The following is a 17,664-nucleotide window of genomic DNA, read 5'->3' as shown; positions in this document are numbered from 1 at the left end:
CTTCATGCTACGCGCTCTATATTTTGTTGTTATAGCTGTGTGCATTATCCCAACGATTCCTGGGGTAGCGGGAGTCGTGGCTTCGTCACTGAGTTTCATCCCGCCCCTAGGTTTAGAGGAGCCAACACTCAACGGTTTTAGCCAAGTCTTTCAATGGGAAGGGGCTTGGCACTCTATTGGCTTAAGCCTAGGTTCAGCGATTGCAAGCAGCTATATAGCCTGCTTCCTGACCTTTTGTATTCTTCAAGCCTCTTGGGGAAACAAGTTTTGGAGAAAGATTGAGTTAACGCTATCGCCAATGCTCGCCATTCCACATGTGGCTTTCGCTATCGGCTTTGCTTTTCTATTTAGCCCAACAGGTCTAGGGGCTAGAGCCGTGCATCATTTGCTCGGGGAATCGGTTACGAGTTCTGAATTAGCGGTATTGGTCAAAGACCCATACGCGTTTGGCTTAATGATTATGCTCGCACTCAAAGAAGTACCCTTCTTATTGCTGATGAGCATTTCAATACTTCAGCAAATTGATGTAGAACGAATCACAAAAGTCAGTGCATCTCTGGGTTACAGTCGTGCTCAGATCTGGTGGAAATGTATTTTCCCACAATGGTTTACTAAGCTTCGATTCCCAATGTTGGCGGTACTCGCCTACAGCGTGTCGGTTGTCGATATTGCTCTGATCATTGGCCCAACCAACCCACCGACTTTTGCCGTTTTGGTATGGCAATGGTTCAACGATCCAGATCTCAACCTACTGCCACGAGCTGCTGCTGGCGCGATCGTTTTATTTGGTTTAGCGTCTTTGATCATCGCCTTGGCGCGTTTAGTTGAGTGGGCGATTCTTAAGTACTTTCGAACTTGGCAGTATTCAGGAAGAACAGGGGCTAACTTACCGGGGAAAACAGTATTCACAGTGCTTGCTAGCCTTTCACTGCTGATCATTCCATTGATGGTGATTTGGAGTGTTGCTCAGCGTTGGCGTTTTCCTGATTTATTGCCGAGCCGCTACAGCATGCGCTTCTGGGAGTTCGAGTGGGACGGTATCATGAGCACCGTTGGGCAGAGCTTATGGATTGGTTTGATTGCCGCTTCAGTCGCTTTATTGCTTGCGCTGGTTGCTCATGAATATCGAATTAAATACAAGTGGCAAGTTCCGGGCTTTATTATCGCAATCCCAATGCTAATACCTCAGCTCTCGGTACTGTTTGGTATGCAAGTCACCACCCTCTACGTTGGCAGTAGTGCCTATGAGTTCTGGGTGATTTGGGCACATGTTTTCTTTGCTTTCCCGTTTGTGTATCTGTCTTTGGACGGTCCGTGGAAAAGCTTCAATGATGGGTTGATTAAAGCCTCGCTGAGCCTAGGTAAATCACCATTTCAAAGCTGGTACTCCATCAAGCTCCCTATCTTGTTACCTGCCATTGCCTTTGCGTGGGCCGTTGGTATCAGCGTGAGTTTGGCTCAGTACCTCCCAACCTTGATGCTCGGCGCGGGCCGTATTAGCACAATCACCACAGAAGCCGTTGCTCTAACCAGTGGTTTCGACCGTAGAGTGACAGCAATTTATACCATTTGGCAGGCCCTATTACCTCTGTTCTTTTTCTCTTTAGCGATAGTAGTCAGCCGACTACAACTCAGGTATCGCCGTCTTACTTTTAAAGGTTTCCTAAGTAATGAGTCTGTATCTCAACGACCTCGCCATTCGTAAAATCGATGGTGATCCGCTGTTCTCAGCGCTAAATGTAACATTAGAATCGGGCCAGATACTGGCGTTGATGGGCCCGAGCGGTTGCGGAAAGTCGACCTTATTGGATGCGATTGCTGGTCACTTAAGTGAAGAGTTTTCGTATTCTGGGGCCGTTGTGTTGAACGATATTCCGCTGGATGACCTCCCTTCACATCAGCGTGAAGTCGGTATTTTGTTTCAAGATGACCTGCTGTTTCCGCACCTCAAAGTATGGGAAAACTTGGCCTTTTCGTTGCCTAATTCTGTTAAAGGTTCCGCTCGCCAAAAACAAGCAATGGCTGCATTAAAAGACATAGAGCTAACTCACTTAGCTGAATCATTCCCTGACCAAATATCCGGTGGTCAACGCGCAAGAATAAGCTTAACTCGTATGTTATTGGCGAAGCCGAAACTCGCTCTGCTCGATGAACCGTTCAGTAAGTTAGACCAAGAATTAAGAGCGCAATTTCGTGATTGGGTGTTCGAACAATTGACCAAAGCGAATATCCCAACGTTAATGGTAACGCACGACGAAACCGATGTACCTCAAGGGGCAGAAGTACTGTCTTGGCCATGGAGAAGCAACCATGCTGGATAAGTACTCGATAAAAGTCATTAAGTGGCCATTAAATCACTCGGCTAAGTTAGTGAACCAATTTGGTATCACGGCCAATCAAACCACGTTATTCGGATTTCTGGTTGGCTGTTTAGCATTTCCAGCGTTAGCATTTCAGCAATACGATTGGGCGTTGGGTTTTATTGTATTTAACAGGGTTTGCGACGGGCTTGATGGGGCCTTGGCTCGAATCCAAGGTATTAGCGATGCGGGTGGTTTCCTCGACATCAGCCTAGATTTCCTATTCTACTCGCTGATCCCTTTTGGATTTGTCATTGCCAACCCAGAACATAACGCTATTGCCGGTGCATTTTTGATCTTCTCTTTTATCGGCACAGGCAGCAGCTTTTTAGCATTTGCGGTAATGGCTGGCAAACGAGGCATCGAGAACCCAGTGTACAAACACAAGTCTCTGTATTACATGTCTGGGCTAACTGAAGGGACGGAAACTATCGCTTGTTTCATTGCCTTTTGTATTTGGCCACAACACTTTGCGGTTATCGCCTATACCTTTGGTACCGCGTGTTGGCTAACCACATTTATGCGTATCTATTTTGGATTCCAGACCCTCAAGAATCAAACCAGCTAGTATTAATTTATAAACAAAAACGCCGCTCAGATGAGCGACGTTTTTATATACTAACGAGTACTTGAACCTGATTAGGCATCTGCAGAAGTGTTAATTTTAAACCTCAACACTTTCAGACTCGAATCAAGGTCGACATCCACAAACTCAGGTGGGTTATCTAAGCGCTCAATGAATTCAACGCTTGGTGCTTCTTCTGCCATCGTCTCAATCAGGAAGTTTGGTGATACAGCAGGAGAGTTCACACACGCAATCACTTCTCCACCTTCTGTTAAAAGCTCAGGCAAGCGACGTAAGATCTTTTTATAATCTTTAGTTAGAGCAAAACTGCCTTTTTGGAACGAAGGTGGATCGATGATAACCAGCTCGTAAGGGCCGCCCTTCTTGATTTTCCCCCACGACTTAAAGATATCGTAGCCAAGGAAATTAACCGAACGCATATCGTGATCATTCAGACGGTGGTTATCGCGGCCTTTGTTTAGCGAGCCACGTGACATGTCCACGTTCATGCATTGACGGGCACCACCAGCGATAGCCGCTACTGAGAAGCCACAAGTGTATGCAAACAGATTAAGAACGTTCTTATCCTTAGCATTATCTTGTACCCACTGACGACCATTACGCATGTCTAGGAACAAACCAAAGTTCTGATTACGGCCAATGTCTAATTGGTACTTAAGACCATGCTCAACCACAACCGGAGAGTCATTCAACTCGCCCCATAGAACCTCTGAAGGCGCACCGTCAGCATAGCGGTGTTGCAGAACAATGCTTGTGCCCTGCTTTGATTGCCAGATATCTTTGTCGGTGAGTTCAACCAATCCAGCTTTGAGAGATGACAAGAATTCATCGTCCACCTCTTTAAACACGTTAACCAGTAGCTGTCCATCAACCCAGTCACATGTCAGTTGTTCTAGACCAGGCCAAAACTTACCGCGACCGTGGAAAATACGGCGTAGTTCGTTTGGTACTTCATTAAGTTGCTGTTCAATATGACTAAAAAACAGAGGTAAAGCTGATGCTTCCATTATTTCACTCACTTAGTGTTTAGCTTTGGCCAACTTAATGACCAAGGTTCAAGCCAACCGTCCAAACCGCTAGATACGGTTTCTTGGTGCCACTTCTCGCCTAAAGAGTCTAGGCTCCTTGGGTCACAGACATATTCGTAGGCTTGTGATTGATAAGTAAATCGAATCGCGAAGGCGTGCAGATAACCTCTGTCAGCCTCACTCGATGGGTTATAAATAGGGTCACCAACAATGGCTGAGCCGATCGATTTCATCGCGACACGGATCTGGTGAGTCCGCCCCGTATAGGGTTTGCATAACAGCAGACGCTCACCGGGTTCAGCCGTTGCTGATAAAAACTGAGTAATCGCCGGGTTTTCTTTAGTTACCAGAAGTTTCCAGCTAGAGCGTCTTGAACGCTCCATATCACCAGCAATCAGCCCCTGCTTTTTCTTGGGCTTCTTAGAGCCAATCGCAAGGTAGTATTTCTCTACTTCACGCTTTGCAAATAGCAGTGAAAGCTCGCTCGCCGCCGACGCATTTTTTGCCAGCAGCAGAATGCCCGAGGTCATTTTATCTAGTCGATGAACGAGATACAGCTTAGGCTCATTAATTGCCTTAGCAACTTCTTGAAGCAACATGGTATCGCCATCGTCTTTGTGGACGCTGACTCCAGGATGCTTATTGATAAGTAAAAAATCAGAGTGGTTCAGAAGAATATCGAACATGTAAAGGCTAGCTCCATTGTAGAACGTGGAGTATACCGTGTCTGAATCCAGATTCCAGCTACGAAAAAGCCCAGCTCGCTCAATAAACATTGAATCATTGGGCTTCTCTTTATTTGTCCGCTTTCGGTAATCGATTTTTAGTTCCGATTGAATGCGAACTAAGCACTAAGCACTAAGCAAGTTTGAACTTACCAACCAGTGCTTCTAACTCAGCAACCTTAGCATTCAAACCTGAAGTGTTTTCAGAGCTACGCGTTGCAAGTTGCAAAGACTGCTCAGAGATATCACTGATCGCCGTAATGTCCGCCGCAATCTCTTTAGTCACAGCCGTCTGTTCTTCTGCCGCAGTCGCGATAGAGTTAACCATGCTTTGTACATTACCCGCACCGCTTACAATCGCTTCTAGCGCAGAAACAGCACCTGAACTTTGCTCTACACCAATTTCAACTAAACGACAGTTGTCTTGAGTGTAAGTCACGGCTTCTTGAGTACCAGACTGGATCGATTGGATGATGCCAGATACTTCTTGCGTTGCTTTGGTCGTTCTCTCCGCTAACGCGCGTACTTCATCGGCAACCACCGCAAAACCGCGTCCGAATTCACCCGCACGTGCCGCTTCTATTGCAGCGTTAAGAGCTAACAGGTTAGTTTGTTCAGCAATGTCTTCGATGACTTTAATGACGCTACCAATCTGCTCACCATGAGAACCCAGCGTGTTCATTTGTAGCGACATGTCACTCATTTGAGTCGACACTTGTTGAATACTTGCTACCATCTCAACAATCACGTTGCGACCATCTTCTGCTGAAGTTTCAGAGCGGCGTGCTTCTTCATAGGTAGAAGTACCCTGTTGTGCGACTTCAGAAATAGTCAAGCTTAGCTCTTCAGCAGCCGTTGCAATCAAGTTAGCTTTGTCTGCTTGAGCTGATGCGCCTGTTACGATGTCTTGGCTGATAGAAGATAGTTCACCTGTCACAGATTGGACTTGGTTGGTCACAGAAGAAATTGAACCCAATAGGTCGACCAAAGATTTCTGCATCTGGTTGATCGACTTAGCAAGATCCGCCAATTCATCGCCTGAATCATCAACAATATCTCCAGCGGTAAGGTCGCCGTTTGCTACGCGTCGCGCAACTTGTTCAACACGAGTTAAGCGGTTAGTGATAGAGCTAGACAATAAAAATGCAATCACACAACCAAACACAATCGCAATGGCAGACAGCACCATGATGGTGCGCTCGATCGTAGTAAACGAATCCGTCAGTGTAAGCAATGACTGCTCTGTATCAGCGCGCTCACTCGCAGACGCTTGATCAAGCAAGTTTTCAATCGGGATTAGGTTGCTCTCATACAAAGATCGAAGTTGCTGGATGTTTGCTAGTAGCTCAGATTCATCACTGATCTTAGGCACAAGCTTCAACTCGAACTCTTGCGTAAAGCGTGCCATTAGCTCTTCAATTCGCTGAATACGGCGGTGGTCTTCCGAACCTCTACTCTCCAAACGCTTCGCCTGCTCGACTGCTTGGGAAAATTCGTTCTTATTGGTTCGATAATCGTTCAGCGCGTTATCAACCTGAATAATCGCACCCAACGCATCTCGGTAGACATCCCCAGCTTCATCTATTAAAACAAGATAGGTAACAGTGCCTGGTACATCGTCCATTCTGATCTCATCAGCACTTTTATGAGCGCCAATAACCTCTATCCATACGATACTGACTAACGTGACAAGCACCGCCAATATAGAGCCAAAACCGGCATACAGTTTCTTTCTCACCGATAATTTCACACAACACCTACCTAAATTAAATACGGACTGAACAGCCCTAACCAATAAATATATCGGCTAGCAAACGGATAACTTTAGTGAATGCATAACTTTTATTTCTCGATGAGAATTAAGTATTTAAAGCAAAAAAACGGGAGCCAATGGCTCCCGTTTGTTAACTTACTTTAACTTGCGATTGTAGCTTCTTAGAGCTTTGGTTTCTTAGAACTATAGCTTCTTAGAGATGACCGCAGAGCCAGCAATGATACCAATACCTAGTAGCATGATTGCACCTTTACCGCTGTCGAAGCCAGAAGAGATACCCATGAACGCTACGATAGCGATAGCTACTGGGATGATGTACTTAACTAGTGTGTACCATAGACCGAATAGAGGGAAAGATACTTCACCGTCGTTAGTGATTTCTTTCTCTAGGTCAGCACGGTTTAGTCTCCAACCAGCGAAGATACATACCAACATACCGCCAACCGCGAGGAAGATCTTATCAGTTAGTAGGTCGAAGATATCGAATGCGCCAGTACCGAACAGTGTAGGACCGAAGCCACCTAGTGATAGAGAAGCGAAGATACATAGAATCGCCATTACTACACTTGCAGACAATACTGCAGTCACACGCTTCATGCCTCTTTCATCGATTAGGTAAGAAACCACAACTTCAAGTAGAGATACTGAAGAAGTTAGTGCCGCAACACTTAGACCAACGAAGAACATTAGAGCGAATAGAAGACCAACTACGCCGCCCATTTCAGCGAATAGCTGAGGAACAACAACGAATACTAGACCAGGACCCGCAGCAGGCTCCATACCGAATGCGAACATTGCAGGGAACATTGCAACACCAGCTAGGATTGCAACGCCTGTATCCATTGCTGTAACCATAGCTGTAGTTTGAACTAGGTTCTCTTTCTTCTTCAGGTAAGAACCGTATGTCAACATACAACCCATACCAAGAGATAGTGAGAAGAATGCTTGACCTAATGCTGCTAGGATTACACCGCTGTCTACTTTAGAGAAGTCAGGGCTGAATAAGAACTCTAGACCAGCCATCGCGCCCGGAAGCATGATGCCTTTAATGGATACCACAATCAGGATGATGAAAAGAAGTGGCATCAAAATCTTACCCGCTTTCTCAATACCTCCAGAAATACCCTTCATAACGATTACAACATTAAGTAGTAGGTATAAGCCCATCCACATAAGTGGTTGAACTGGGTTTGAGATAAAGCCACCAAAGCTGTCACCAATTGCTTCAGGTGCGTCTAGTAGACCACCAGCAATTTTACCGATGTATGCAATAGACCAGCCGCCTACTACAGGGTAGAAACCCATGATTAACAGGCCACTTACTACGCCGATTACACCAGCGAACGTCCAGCGACGGTCAGTTGATTTAAATGCACCTACTGCTGATCTCTGCGTATGACGGCCAATCGCAAACTCAGTCAGCATGACACTGAAACCGATAAAGATTACAAAAAACAGGTAAATTGCAACGAATGCACCGCCGCCACTTTCGCCTGCTGTGTATGGGAATTTCCAAATGTTACCTAAGCCAACAGCAGAACCTGCTGCAGCCATTACGAATCCTAACTTCGAACCCCAGGTATCGCGGGGTGTTGTGGTTGTATTACTAGTAGCCACGTTTACTCCAAACTTTTGTGTTATGTGATGTTGTGTTTTGCTTTGGGTGGCGTCTTTAAAAGAGAAGGTGTACATAAAGGTTTACACACCTAAAAGATTTGATTGACGCTCGTTATATAGCAAGTAAACCAGTTTAAGAATAAAATTGGAAGCCCGAACCGTACAAATTTCGTTACCAATGTAAATTTTTATGGTTAAATGCCGCCTTTTCATACAAAACAATCGTTTTCGTCTTAAGTTAACCGAAACTTAACAACTATAACCTGTTTACAGCTTTTGCTCTATTTTGTAAATAGTTGATTCCTTAAATTCCCATATCCGCAAAATAGCATTACTATCTAAGTGTCTCTTTTTTCGAGTATTCAATGTGGAAAAGCTCTACCATTTTTTAACATTAGCTTCTGTCGCTTTGTACTGGGTACTTGTAGCCGGTGTGACTTTCCGTGTCGTACTAAAACGACGCTCTGTCAGTGTTTCTCTCGCGTGGTTGATGGTTATCTACATTATCCCAATTGTAGGTGTCGCTTGTTACTTCCTTTTCGGAGAGCTAAACCTTGGTAGAAAGCGGGCTGAGCGCGCTCACCGCATGTTTACTCCGTTTGGCGATTGGTTCCGAAAACTAGATGATTGCCAGCTCCACCTGCCAGGAAAGGTCGGCTCCCCTATCCACAAGATCGATGAACTTTGTAACAATAGGATGGGCATTCCTGCGCTCAGCGGAAACACACTTTCACTGCAAGCGTCTCCCAATGAGATCTTACACGCAATTATCGAAGATATAGAAAATGCCCAAACCAGTATCAAGATGGTTTTCTATATTTGGCACCCTGGAGGCTTAACTGATTCGGTTGCTTCCGCCCTCATTCGAGCTGCGAAACGTGGTGTGGATGTTAAAGTCTTGCTTGATTCTGCAGGTAGCCCGCGCTTTTTCAAAAGCCACTGGCGCTCAATGATGAAAGACGCCGGTGTGCAAGTTGTACAAGCACTAGAGGTTAGCCCTTGGCGTATTTTCTTACGCCGTTTAGATCTAAGGCAGCACCGTAAGATCATCGTGATTGATGAAACCATTGCCTATACCGGCTCAATGAACATGGTTGACCCCGCTCACTTCAAACAGAGTTCAGGTGTTGGCCAGTGGATTGACGTAATGGTTCGCGTAACTGGCCCAACCGTAAATGTGCTGTCAGCCATTCATGGTTGGGATTGGGAAGTCGAAACAGGTGAACGAATCCTTCCTGATTTACCAGAGTGTCCGGTTGAAGAGGTAATAACGCATCACCCTGTTCAAGTCGTGCCATCAGGCCCTGGCATGCCGGAATATTTGATCCTGCAAGTTCTGACCATTGCGATTAATCAGGCAAACCATTCAGTTCGTATTACAACACCCTACTTTGTACCGAGTGCCGATTTATTAGAAACACTCAAAATGACTGCGCAACGTGGTGTCAACGTAGAATTGATCATCCCACATAACAACGATTCACTGATGGTTAAGTGGGCTTCGCGCGCGTTTTATACCGAACTACTAGAAGCTGGCGTGAAGATTTACGAGTTTTACGGTGGGCTTCTTCACACCAAATCGGTAGTGATTGATGAAGAGTTTTGCTTAATCGGAACGGTCAATATCGATATGCGCAGCCTTTGGTTAAACTTCGAAGTGACGCTCGCCGTTGATGATGTGCATTTCACTCAGCAACTCTCTGAACTTCAGCAATCTTACATCGAGTCGTCGCACCCGGTAGAGTTGGAACAGTGGGAGCAGAGAAACCTACGCAACCGCTTCTTCGAAAGGTTGTTCTATCTGTTCAATCCACTGCTGTAATCCAATCAATGGGGCCACTCCGACTCATCTGTTACTGCCTATCTGATTTTTAACCTTTCACGATAAACGACGTGAAAGGTTAAAAAGAGAAAGAAAAGCATAAAAACTCCCGCTGCACTCTTGCTTTGAAGGCTATTGGCATGTTTTAAATAGGACATAACCGATTGATAAGGAATTCACAGCATGTCCGAGAACAAAACCACTAAGCTGATCACTGCAGGTCGTGATAAGAAGTGGACCAATGGTGTCGTTAACCCCCCCGTACAGCGCGCTTCAACTGTCGTGTTCAACTCAGTAGAAGAAAAGCGCAAGGCTACGATTAATCGCGCTAACAAAACGCTTTTTTACGGACGTCGTGGAACCAACACTCATTTCGCTTTCCAAGATGCCATGGTTGAAGTTGAAGGCGGCGCTGGCTGTGCACTCTACCCTTGTGGTACAGCTGCCATTTCTAATGCCATCCTCTCTTTCGTAGAAACAGGTGACCATATTCTGATGGTCGATACCTGCTACGAACCGACACGTGATTTCTGTGACACCATCATGAAAAAGATGGGAGTCGAGACGACTTACTACGAGCCAACGATTGGTGAAGGAATCCAAGACCTTATTAAGCCAAACACTAAGGTTCTGTTTACCGAGTCTCCAGGTTCAGTCACAATGGAAGTTCAAGACATTCCAACGCTTGCGCGTGTTGCTCATGAACATGACATCATCGTTATGTTAGACAACACTTGGGCAGCCGGTGTTAACTTCTCGCCGTTTGATTTCGGTGTTGATATCTCGATCCAAGCAGCGACTAAGTACATCGTGGGCCACTCTGATGTGATGTTAGGGACTGCGGTCGCCAATGAAAAATGTTGGGACCAACTAAGAGAACAGAGCTACTTGATGGGACAATGTGTTTCGCCAGATGACGCTTACCTAGGACTACGTGGTATTCGTACTCTTGATGTTCGACTACGTCAGCACGCAGAGAGCAGCTTGAAAGTTGCAAAATGGTTAGAGACTCGTCCTGAGGTTGACCATGTTCGTCACCCTGCGCTTGAATCTTGCCCAGGCCATGAGTTCTTTAAGCGAGATTTCACTGGCGGTAATGGCTTGTTCTCTTTCGTGCTGAAAAACTCAAATACAAAAGCGACCACAGCGCTGCTTGATGGTATGACGCACTTTAGTATGGGTTACTCATGGGGCGGCTTTGAGAGTTTGATTCTAGCCAACGAACCGAACAGCTTTGATAGCCTAAGAACAGTAGCGAACCCTAACTTCGAAGGTACCTTGATTCGTGTTCATATCGGCTTAGAGGACGTTGATGACCTGATTGCAGACCTGGAGGCTGGATTAGAGCGTTACAACGCCCTCGTTTAATTAAAAGAGTTAAGCAGAGTCAGATCAAAAGGCAGGATATTCCTGCCTTTTTTAGCTCAGTGGACTAGTCGCATAGCGGAAAAGCAGCTATTGAACGTTAAAACACACCCAGTTGAATATTTCAGTTCGATGTTCATTGAACATATACAAAGACTGATCCTTCACTGTAATAGCGTAGTCAATCGTCACCCCTTTATACTCACTGTAATCATTATTAATAATAGGATCATGAAAAGGCGTTGCCGTTCTCACATCAAGAATACTCATCGACAGATTGTTTCCATCCAGTTCGTAGTAGCCGGAATAAAGGTTTTCCATCGTACTCTCGTTACCGTCTCGCTCGGTAATCGTCACAAACTCTCTAATACTAAAAGTATGGTCTGACTGAAAAGTAAGGCTTATGCGCTCGTACAGTGCTTGATATGGTTGGAATGCCTGAGATAAAAAATCCGTTTTGATCGTTTTACAGTGCCATCGAGTGCCTGCTAATACGTTTTGCTCTAACAAGAAGCTCGAAGCGGCGATCGCACAAAGAATGAGTAAGCCAATTAGTCGCAAAAGTCACTCCTCTTTTTCATGTACTGAGTAAACGAATCAAAAGATGACTCTACATTGAAAATGGAGGCGCTATAGTTCAAAGCCTCTCCATCCTTCCTTTTAATCAACATGTATAACGCATCATTTTCGGGTTGGTCTACTGATGGGTAGATACGGACAAAAATATCAACATTGCAGTGGCTAGGTATCACATCCGTCAGCTTTTGAGTAATCGCAGGCAACGAATAGGAATCATTGTGCGCAATATGGAAAAAGTAGTGATTGGTATTATCTGTGTAACTGTCACGATATTCCGTCTTATCAACAAAATAAGGCTGTGGCGTATAATAGGTTTGGAAAAGGTTGAACGCCGTAACGACGACACAAATCAATGCAACTAAATAGCCCGCTTTAACTAGTTGCGCATTACTTTTTGAATTTGAAGGCTCTGATTCAGTTGAGTTCGGTTGTTGGTTGGAAGACGTCTTGAAATCAGAATCAGTTACCGTTGCAGTGTTAACATCTGCAGAAATTTCAGTTGCAGCCAACACTTCTTTAGCGATAGGCGAAGAGTTTGATTTAGATGCCTTCGCAGTCACTTGAGAAGGCACAGTTTCAGTTTTGCTAGGCTTTATCGACTCGTCGATTTCAAGTAAATAACCCGTTTTACTGACTGTACGAATCGTCGCACAGCCACAAGTCACCCGTGACAGCGTTTTTCTAATCTTAGATATCACGTTAGTGAGCGCTTGCTCTGAGACAATCACATTGCCCCAGCACCTATCAAATATCAGGCCTCGTTCAATGCACTCGCCTTCATTTTCAAGTAAGAAGAGAAACACCTTACCTTCTATCGGCGCGATAGTTTCTACGCGGCCATCTTCACGCACAAACTGCCTAAGCAAAGGATCATAACGAGCATCACAGATTTGGTAGCTTTGTTGTTTCACTATCGTCTTCTAGGTTTGAATTTGGTCGCATATGATATTGGATAGTTTATAAATGACCAGTGAATTTTCCTATATTAACGCAATTATTTTTTGACGATAAATAACACTTTTATTTGTACGGACAACCCACAACATGGTCATTAACCATGCCTGTCGCTTGCATAAAGGTATATTTACTAAATATAGTCATTAAGTTAAGATTGAGAAATGAACGCATACAGTTACAGACGCTTTTCTTCAGCAACGCAAAGCCATGGGGACTCAATACGTCGCCAAATACAACTAGCTGAAGACTATTGCCACAAGCATAACCTAGAGCTTAGTACAGATTCCTTTGAGGATTTGGGAGTCTCTGCATACCATTCAAACAATAGCCTTGAGGATGCTGGCTTAGGGCAGTTTATAGCTGCTTTAGAGGAAGGTAAGATACCAACTCCTTGCTACTTATTGGTTGAGAGCTTAGACCGCTTAAGCCGAGCTAATATTGATGAAGCACTACAACAACTTTTAGCCATTACTAATCAAGGTGTCATTGTAGTAACCCTGTTTGATAACCAAACCTATAAGAAAGGCATGGGGTTAGCTGAGTTCATAACAGCCATAGTTACGATGGCTAGAGCCAATGAAGAATCAGAAACCAAATCAAAACGTTTAAAGGCTGTATGGCACAAGCGTAGAACAGACCCTAACGCACTGAAAACTAACAATAAGCCTTTCTGGCTAGACCTTTCCGATGATAAGAAGTCATTCATCCTTAATGAAAGTGCTGAGTTAGTTAGGGAAATATACGAGCTAAGCATTGGTGGTATGGGTTCTCACCTTATATCTAAGCACCTCAATGCTAAAGGTATCCCTAGCCCTAAAGGTAAGACATGGGGTGATGCAGTAATTACTAAAGTGCTTAACACCAAAGCAGTTCTTGGTGAGTATCAACCAAATCAACGAGTAAATAGAAAGTCAGTTCCAATTGGTGAGCCAATACAAGACTTTTACCCTTCAGTGATTGAAGAGCAAACCTTCTACCTATCCCAAGCTCAAATAAAGCAAAGGGCTAAGTCACTAAAACGAGGCTCTACTTCTAGTCACCTTAATATACTAAAGGACGTTGGCACCTGTAAGCGGTGTAGTGCTCCACTTAGATTGCAAAAGCAGTCCCACCTTTATTACTTCAGATGCCCTGAATCACTCAAAGGCACATGCGACTCAAAACCTATTAACATCATGTTTCTAAGGGACTGGTTAAAAGAGCAATGGCTTACCCCTGCATTCTATAAAACATGGAGTAAGCCCAAGACAGCGGTGAGAAAATTAAAGCCATTAGAAGCTAAGAGACAGCACCTTTCAGACGCTCTAGATACAATGCTAGAGGCTTTTGCTTCTACATCTAACTCTCAGGTTATAGCTAACATTCAAAAGCGTACAGATGAACTCAAGGAGCTTGATTCATTAATTGAGCTAGAGAAACAGGAGCAAGCTAAAGAGACGAACACCATCAAGATGAACATGAAGGAGTCTATTGGGTTAATTGATACTGCTTTTAAGCCTGAAATAACAACCGAAACCATTACCGCTCGTAACAAGCTTAGACAGCTAATGAATCAGTTCTCAAGGTTTGAGGTCGATATGATAGACAAGCAGGCTATCTTTGAAATTGACTCTACGAGTAGTTTTATATTCCAGTCAATCCAGAATCCATATCACTATATGAAGGCTAAGCCTATGTTTGTGTGGAAGATGCTAAGCATTAGGTAGCTCTATAAAGTCAATAGGATGCTTGATTTGAATACTTGGTATAACGGCGTTCTAGGTTATAGATGTATACATCTTAATTAGTTATTACTAATGAAAAACTAATTCACACACAAGCTAGATGTATACCTATCCATTTAATAATGGATGATAATTGGGATGCTTGCAGTGTAGCCGTTTCTATCGGCTCTTAACGGGTTGACGTGTATTGCTAACTTTGGGTAAGCACTTAGTTAAAGCAGAGTTGATAACCATAAGTATGGTTGTTTTATGGGGCTGTATGGCTTCATAGTATCGGTCAATACTAAGCGCAATATATGACTCGCTATTGTTTTCGACCCTATGTACTACCTAGGAAATAGCACAAGCAATACCCTCTCAGCCCTTATGTACCAACGCCTACAGGCGATTTGGAGTGTAACCAAAACAGCAATTCTAGGTAAAACCTTCTACGCCACAAGTCCAACTCTTTGATTTTCTTGAACTTCAAAGTACATCTGGTTCTGTTCAAGCTCTAGTGGCGTTAGCATATCTGCAAGATGATTAGCTTCATTTCCACCTAACTCTCCTTGAGCCTTCAGCTCTTTCAATCTCTCCATTGCTTTAGCTGATTCCATTTCTATCAGTGTATCGTCTACATCAAATTCATTGCTTGGTTCTATATCAAATCCCATAATTCCATCCTGTTGTTTTCTATAATTGAGTAGCTGTTGATGTATGTCATCAAAGCCCATTAGTGTTTCTAGTTGTTCTAGTCCATTGGCTAATTGACTGAACTTGCTCAGCTTCTGATAGTAGCTAGATACTAATAAATCAGTGCCTTTCGGTTCTTCCCCTAAACGCTCAGCCTCTATTTGAAGTACTTCACCCATTGCTAAGCCATTGGTCTCAAAGTCATTAATATTAGTAGCCTCAGAACCTCCTATATAAGCCTGTAAGCGATCTATATCAAAACTAGCAACATAGTCCTTGAACTCATCTAAAGTCCAATGACCTTCGGTACGCTCAACCCTATAACTCTCCAGTCCATCACCATGCTTATCTCTCAGTGTTAAGTTAACCAAAGCAGGCATAACTACTAGGTTCTCAGCAATCAGCTTGCCTCCTTTTGAAGCAGGGTATCTATGACCAATGTGATAGTTATACTTAGTGCCAATGCTTTGATTCTCTCTGTAGTAACCCCTTGCTTTAATAGCAAACTTCCTGACTTCAAAGACCTTAATCAATTCATCAGTGCAACTAGGCATAGCTTGCTTATCAGACCGCTTAGCCATGTCCCAAAGCCAGCGAAAGTAAGAGCCACCAAAGAAGCCATCTTGCTTGCATTGACTGCATATACGCTGGTGGCGTGTCATACGCTTAGCTTTCTTGCATCTAGAGCACTTCTTTACCTTCTTCATTCATACCCCTTAGCTTGCTTTGGCTTGCATGACCCATTTAACCTTCTTACCTTCAGCGTTATTAGCAATTAAGCGCACTTGCCCTTTAGCATTGGGCTTTAAGACTCTGTGAGTATTCTTGTTTCTATATAAGCCACTGATGTTATGACACTGATAGTTAGGAAAGCCTTCAATATTATCAAAGCCTATTGCTTCTAACACTGAAGTATCCAAGCCATTCTTAGTGGCTAGTTCTATTAATTCTGTTACGTTATTCAAATTGAAATCCTTATTTAAGTTATTGAAATATATAAGTTAGATAGATTAATCAGTGTTCAGATACAGTTATCCTTAAACCATAGGAACTCTTCAGAGCTAACACCTATGGCAGCCCGACCTGAAGTAAACCTTGGGAGTTGGTTAATCTGTATCCCATCAAACCTTCAGTGTCGTTTAAGCAAGTTGTAGTCGTCCTGCCAGAGCTTTATAACTTATCTATCTAATTGTATTTACTACATTTAATAGTATGCATGTCAGACCTAATTTGTGACCACATTCATACCACACTTATATAGACTCCATAACTCAGCGGTTTGTGACTATAACTACAAGCACCTTTCTTTAGGCAACAAAAAAGCCCAGAGGCAATCCCATGGGCTTAACTCAATCTATTGATAACTAGCTATTTTCTATTCTTAATGATAGCTCGCTTAACTGGTTGCGAAATTGAGTAATAGTCATTTGGTGAACGATTAACTAAGCCCTCTTCAACAAGTTCATCAATATAAAACTTTGCTTTCCCTTGGTTCTTATACTTTTTCACTAAAGCATGCACAGGCAGTGCGTTAGGAGAGTCTGCTAATTCAGACAAAAGCACTAGTTGTGTCTCTTCTTGTTCATCATAAGGTGGTTCAAGGGATAACAATTCCATTGCCCTATCATAAAGCCTTTCGTCTTCAGTCTGTATAGATGCAGGCTGTACGCGAATATAGCTTTGATGCGTATTGTCTTCGCTCTCAGATTCCTTTTCTGAACCCTTGGATTTCTCCTCATTTAGAATTGCTTCTTGCTCATCCCTTTCTAGACTAGGTGGTTCTGAGGGCTTCAATCTATCCTTAAGCTCATTAATTTGGCTATCTTTCTCGGCAATTAGTCTTGAATATCTTTCTCTTTCTTCTGCTAATTGCTGGTCACTATCTACTACTCTTTTCCACAGTAACTTTGACTCTTCTACATCGAGTAGCTTTGCCTCTTCTGCTTTTTGTTTAGCTTCTCTTAACTCTTTCTGTTTCACGAGGCTATATTCAAAGACTTTCTTTGCTGGGATTGGGTAAATGAATAGATAGAATGCTGCGGTAAGCAGTGGAAATATTACGGCTAACATTGACTGGTTCGATACTGAGAACTCAAAACTTTTGGTAGCGATAGCGTAGAAGTCATCGCTATAGAAACGGTCTATCTCTGCCATCTTCTCTGCATACTTCAAGTCGCTGAATACTAAGAGCACCATTCTATAGTTCCAGAAAAGCCAAGAGACAATCACACTCCCTAGCAGTGGACTACTATTCTTTTCGTACAAATACGCCCTAATGGACGTTACAGCGTCAGCTATCACTACATTTCCTCACAAACTTGAACTAGCTCTATTCTAATTGCATATAGAATTACAATCCTATGTCTAATCTACAGTTTCTGCATTTAATGCCATGTTTTAAGGTGTGATTAATACCTATCTCATATGTATACCTTTTAAGATAGAGCGGCTTTCC

Annotated in this window: 15 protein-coding genes; 6 read left to right on the top strand and 9 right to left on the bottom strand. The window is 43.6% G+C overall.

What is annotated here, in order from left to right; genetic code table 11:
• The first annotated feature begins 4 nt into the window (after positions 1-4).
• From ATB74_RS14400 to ATB74_RS14390, 3 genes are read left to right on the top strand one after another with little or no spacing between them, the layout of a single operon-like run.
• On the top strand, positions 5-1,705 hold the full coding sequence (locus tag ATB74_RS14400; protein WP_061018983.1) for an ABC transporter permease: 1,701 nt from the start codon (positions 5-7) through the stop codon (positions 1,703-1,705).
• Complete coding sequence (locus ATB74_RS14395) at positions 1,671-2,321, top strand: ATP-binding cassette domain-containing protein (protein WP_061018982.1); 651 nt, start codon at positions 1,671-1,673, stop codon at positions 2,319-2,321. Before ATB74_RS14400 ends, ATB74_RS14395 begins: the two co-directional genes overlap by 35 nt.
• On the top strand, positions 2,311-2,928 hold the full coding sequence (locus ATB74_RS14390) for a CDP-alcohol phosphatidyltransferase family protein (RefSeq protein ID WP_061018981.1): 618 nt from the start codon (positions 2,311-2,313) through the stop codon (positions 2,926-2,928). Before ATB74_RS14395 ends, ATB74_RS14390 begins: the two co-directional genes overlap by 11 nt.
• Positions 2,929-2,999: 71 nt before the next feature.
• On the opposite strand, the gene ATB74_RS14385 is transcribed toward ATB74_RS14390, so the two are convergent.
• From ATB74_RS14385 to ATB74_RS14370, 4 genes are all read right to left on the bottom strand, one after another.
• Complete coding sequence (locus ATB74_RS14385; protein WP_060982796.1) at positions 3,000-3,953, bottom strand: class I SAM-dependent methyltransferase; 954 nt, start codon at positions 3,951-3,953, stop codon at positions 3,000-3,002.
• Between the two features lie 8 nt (positions 3,954-3,961).
• Entirely contained in the window at positions 3,962-4,660 is a 699-nt protein-coding gene (locus ATB74_RS14380; protein WP_061018980.1) for a TIGR01621 family pseudouridine synthase, read from the bottom strand.
• 172 nt (positions 4,661-4,832) lie between these two features.
• Entirely contained in the window at positions 4,833-6,449 is a 1,617-nt protein-coding gene (locus ATB74_RS14375; RefSeq protein ID WP_061018979.1) for a methyl-accepting chemotaxis protein, read from the bottom strand.
• Positions 6,450-6,656: 207 nt separating this feature from the next.
• Positions 6,657-8,090: a sodium-dependent transporter gene (locus ATB74_RS14370; protein WP_081090125.1), complete on the bottom strand. Its 1,434-nt coding sequence runs from the start codon at positions 8,088-8,090 to the stop codon at positions 6,657-6,659.
• A 367-nt stretch (positions 8,091-8,457) separates the two neighbouring features.
• Here ATB74_RS14370 and cls point away from each other — a divergent pair, with 367 nt between their 5' ends.
• Positions 8,458-9,912, top strand: coding sequence for a cardiolipin synthase (gene cls, locus ATB74_RS14365; RefSeq protein ID WP_061018978.1), 1,455 nt, complete (start codon positions 8,458-8,460; stop codon positions 9,910-9,912).
• Positions 9,913-10,095: 183 nt separating this feature from the next.
• Positions 10,096-11,280, top strand: a complete 1,185-nt coding sequence (locus ATB74_RS14360) for a cystathionine beta-lyase (protein ID WP_061018977.1) — start codon at positions 10,096-10,098, stop codon at positions 11,278-11,280.
• Between the two features lie 87 nt (positions 11,281-11,367).
• Here the strand turns inward: ATB74_RS14360 and ATB74_RS14355 are convergent, their stop codons facing one another.
• A complete protein-coding gene (locus ATB74_RS14355; RefSeq protein ID WP_061018976.1) occupies positions 11,368-11,838 on the bottom strand; it encodes a hypothetical protein in 471 nt (156 codons plus the stop codon).
• A complete protein-coding gene (locus tag ATB74_RS14350; protein WP_061018975.1) occupies positions 11,829-12,767 on the bottom strand; it encodes a winged helix-turn-helix domain-containing protein in 939 nt (312 codons plus the stop codon). The genes ATB74_RS14355 and ATB74_RS14350 overlap by 10 nt, the downstream gene beginning before the upstream one ends.
• Before the next feature lie 207 nt (positions 12,768-12,974).
• On the opposite strand from ATB74_RS14350, the gene ATB74_RS14345 reads away from it, so the two are divergent.
• On the top strand, positions 12,975-14,519 hold the full coding sequence (locus ATB74_RS14345; RefSeq protein ID WP_061018974.1) for a recombinase family protein: 1,545 nt from the start codon (positions 12,975-12,977) through the stop codon (positions 14,517-14,519).
• Positions 14,520-14,965: 446 nt separating this feature from the next.
• Here ATB74_RS14345 and ATB74_RS14340 read toward each other — a convergent pair whose 3' ends face one another.
• The 3 genes from ATB74_RS14340 to ATB74_RS14330 form a co-directional block, all read right to left on the bottom strand.
• Positions 14,966-15,916 carry a hypothetical protein gene (locus ATB74_RS14340; RefSeq protein WP_061018973.1) on the bottom strand — a complete coding sequence of 317 codons (951 nt, stop codon included), beginning with the start codon at positions 15,914-15,916 and terminating at the stop codon, positions 14,966-14,968.
• Between the two features lie 9 nt (positions 15,917-15,925).
• Positions 15,926-16,174, bottom strand: coding sequence for a hypothetical protein (locus tag ATB74_RS14335; protein ID WP_061018972.1), 249 nt, complete (start codon positions 16,172-16,174; stop codon positions 15,926-15,928).
• A 403-nt stretch (positions 16,175-16,577) separates the two neighbouring features.
• Positions 16,578-17,363 carry a hypothetical protein gene (locus tag ATB74_RS14330; protein WP_244270923.1) on the bottom strand — a complete coding sequence of 262 codons (786 nt, stop codon included), beginning with the start codon at positions 17,361-17,363 and terminating at the stop codon, positions 16,578-16,580.
• Positions 17,364-17,664: the final 301 nt, after the last annotated feature.

This window comes from Vibrio splendidus (genome assembly GCF_001557875.1).
GTDB lineage: Bacteria > Pseudomonadota > Gammaproteobacteria > Enterobacterales > Vibrionaceae > Vibrio > Vibrio splendidus_F.
The sequence above is the reverse complement of the archived record's forward strand: the minus strand, read 5'-3'. Positions and strand labels throughout refer to the sequence as shown.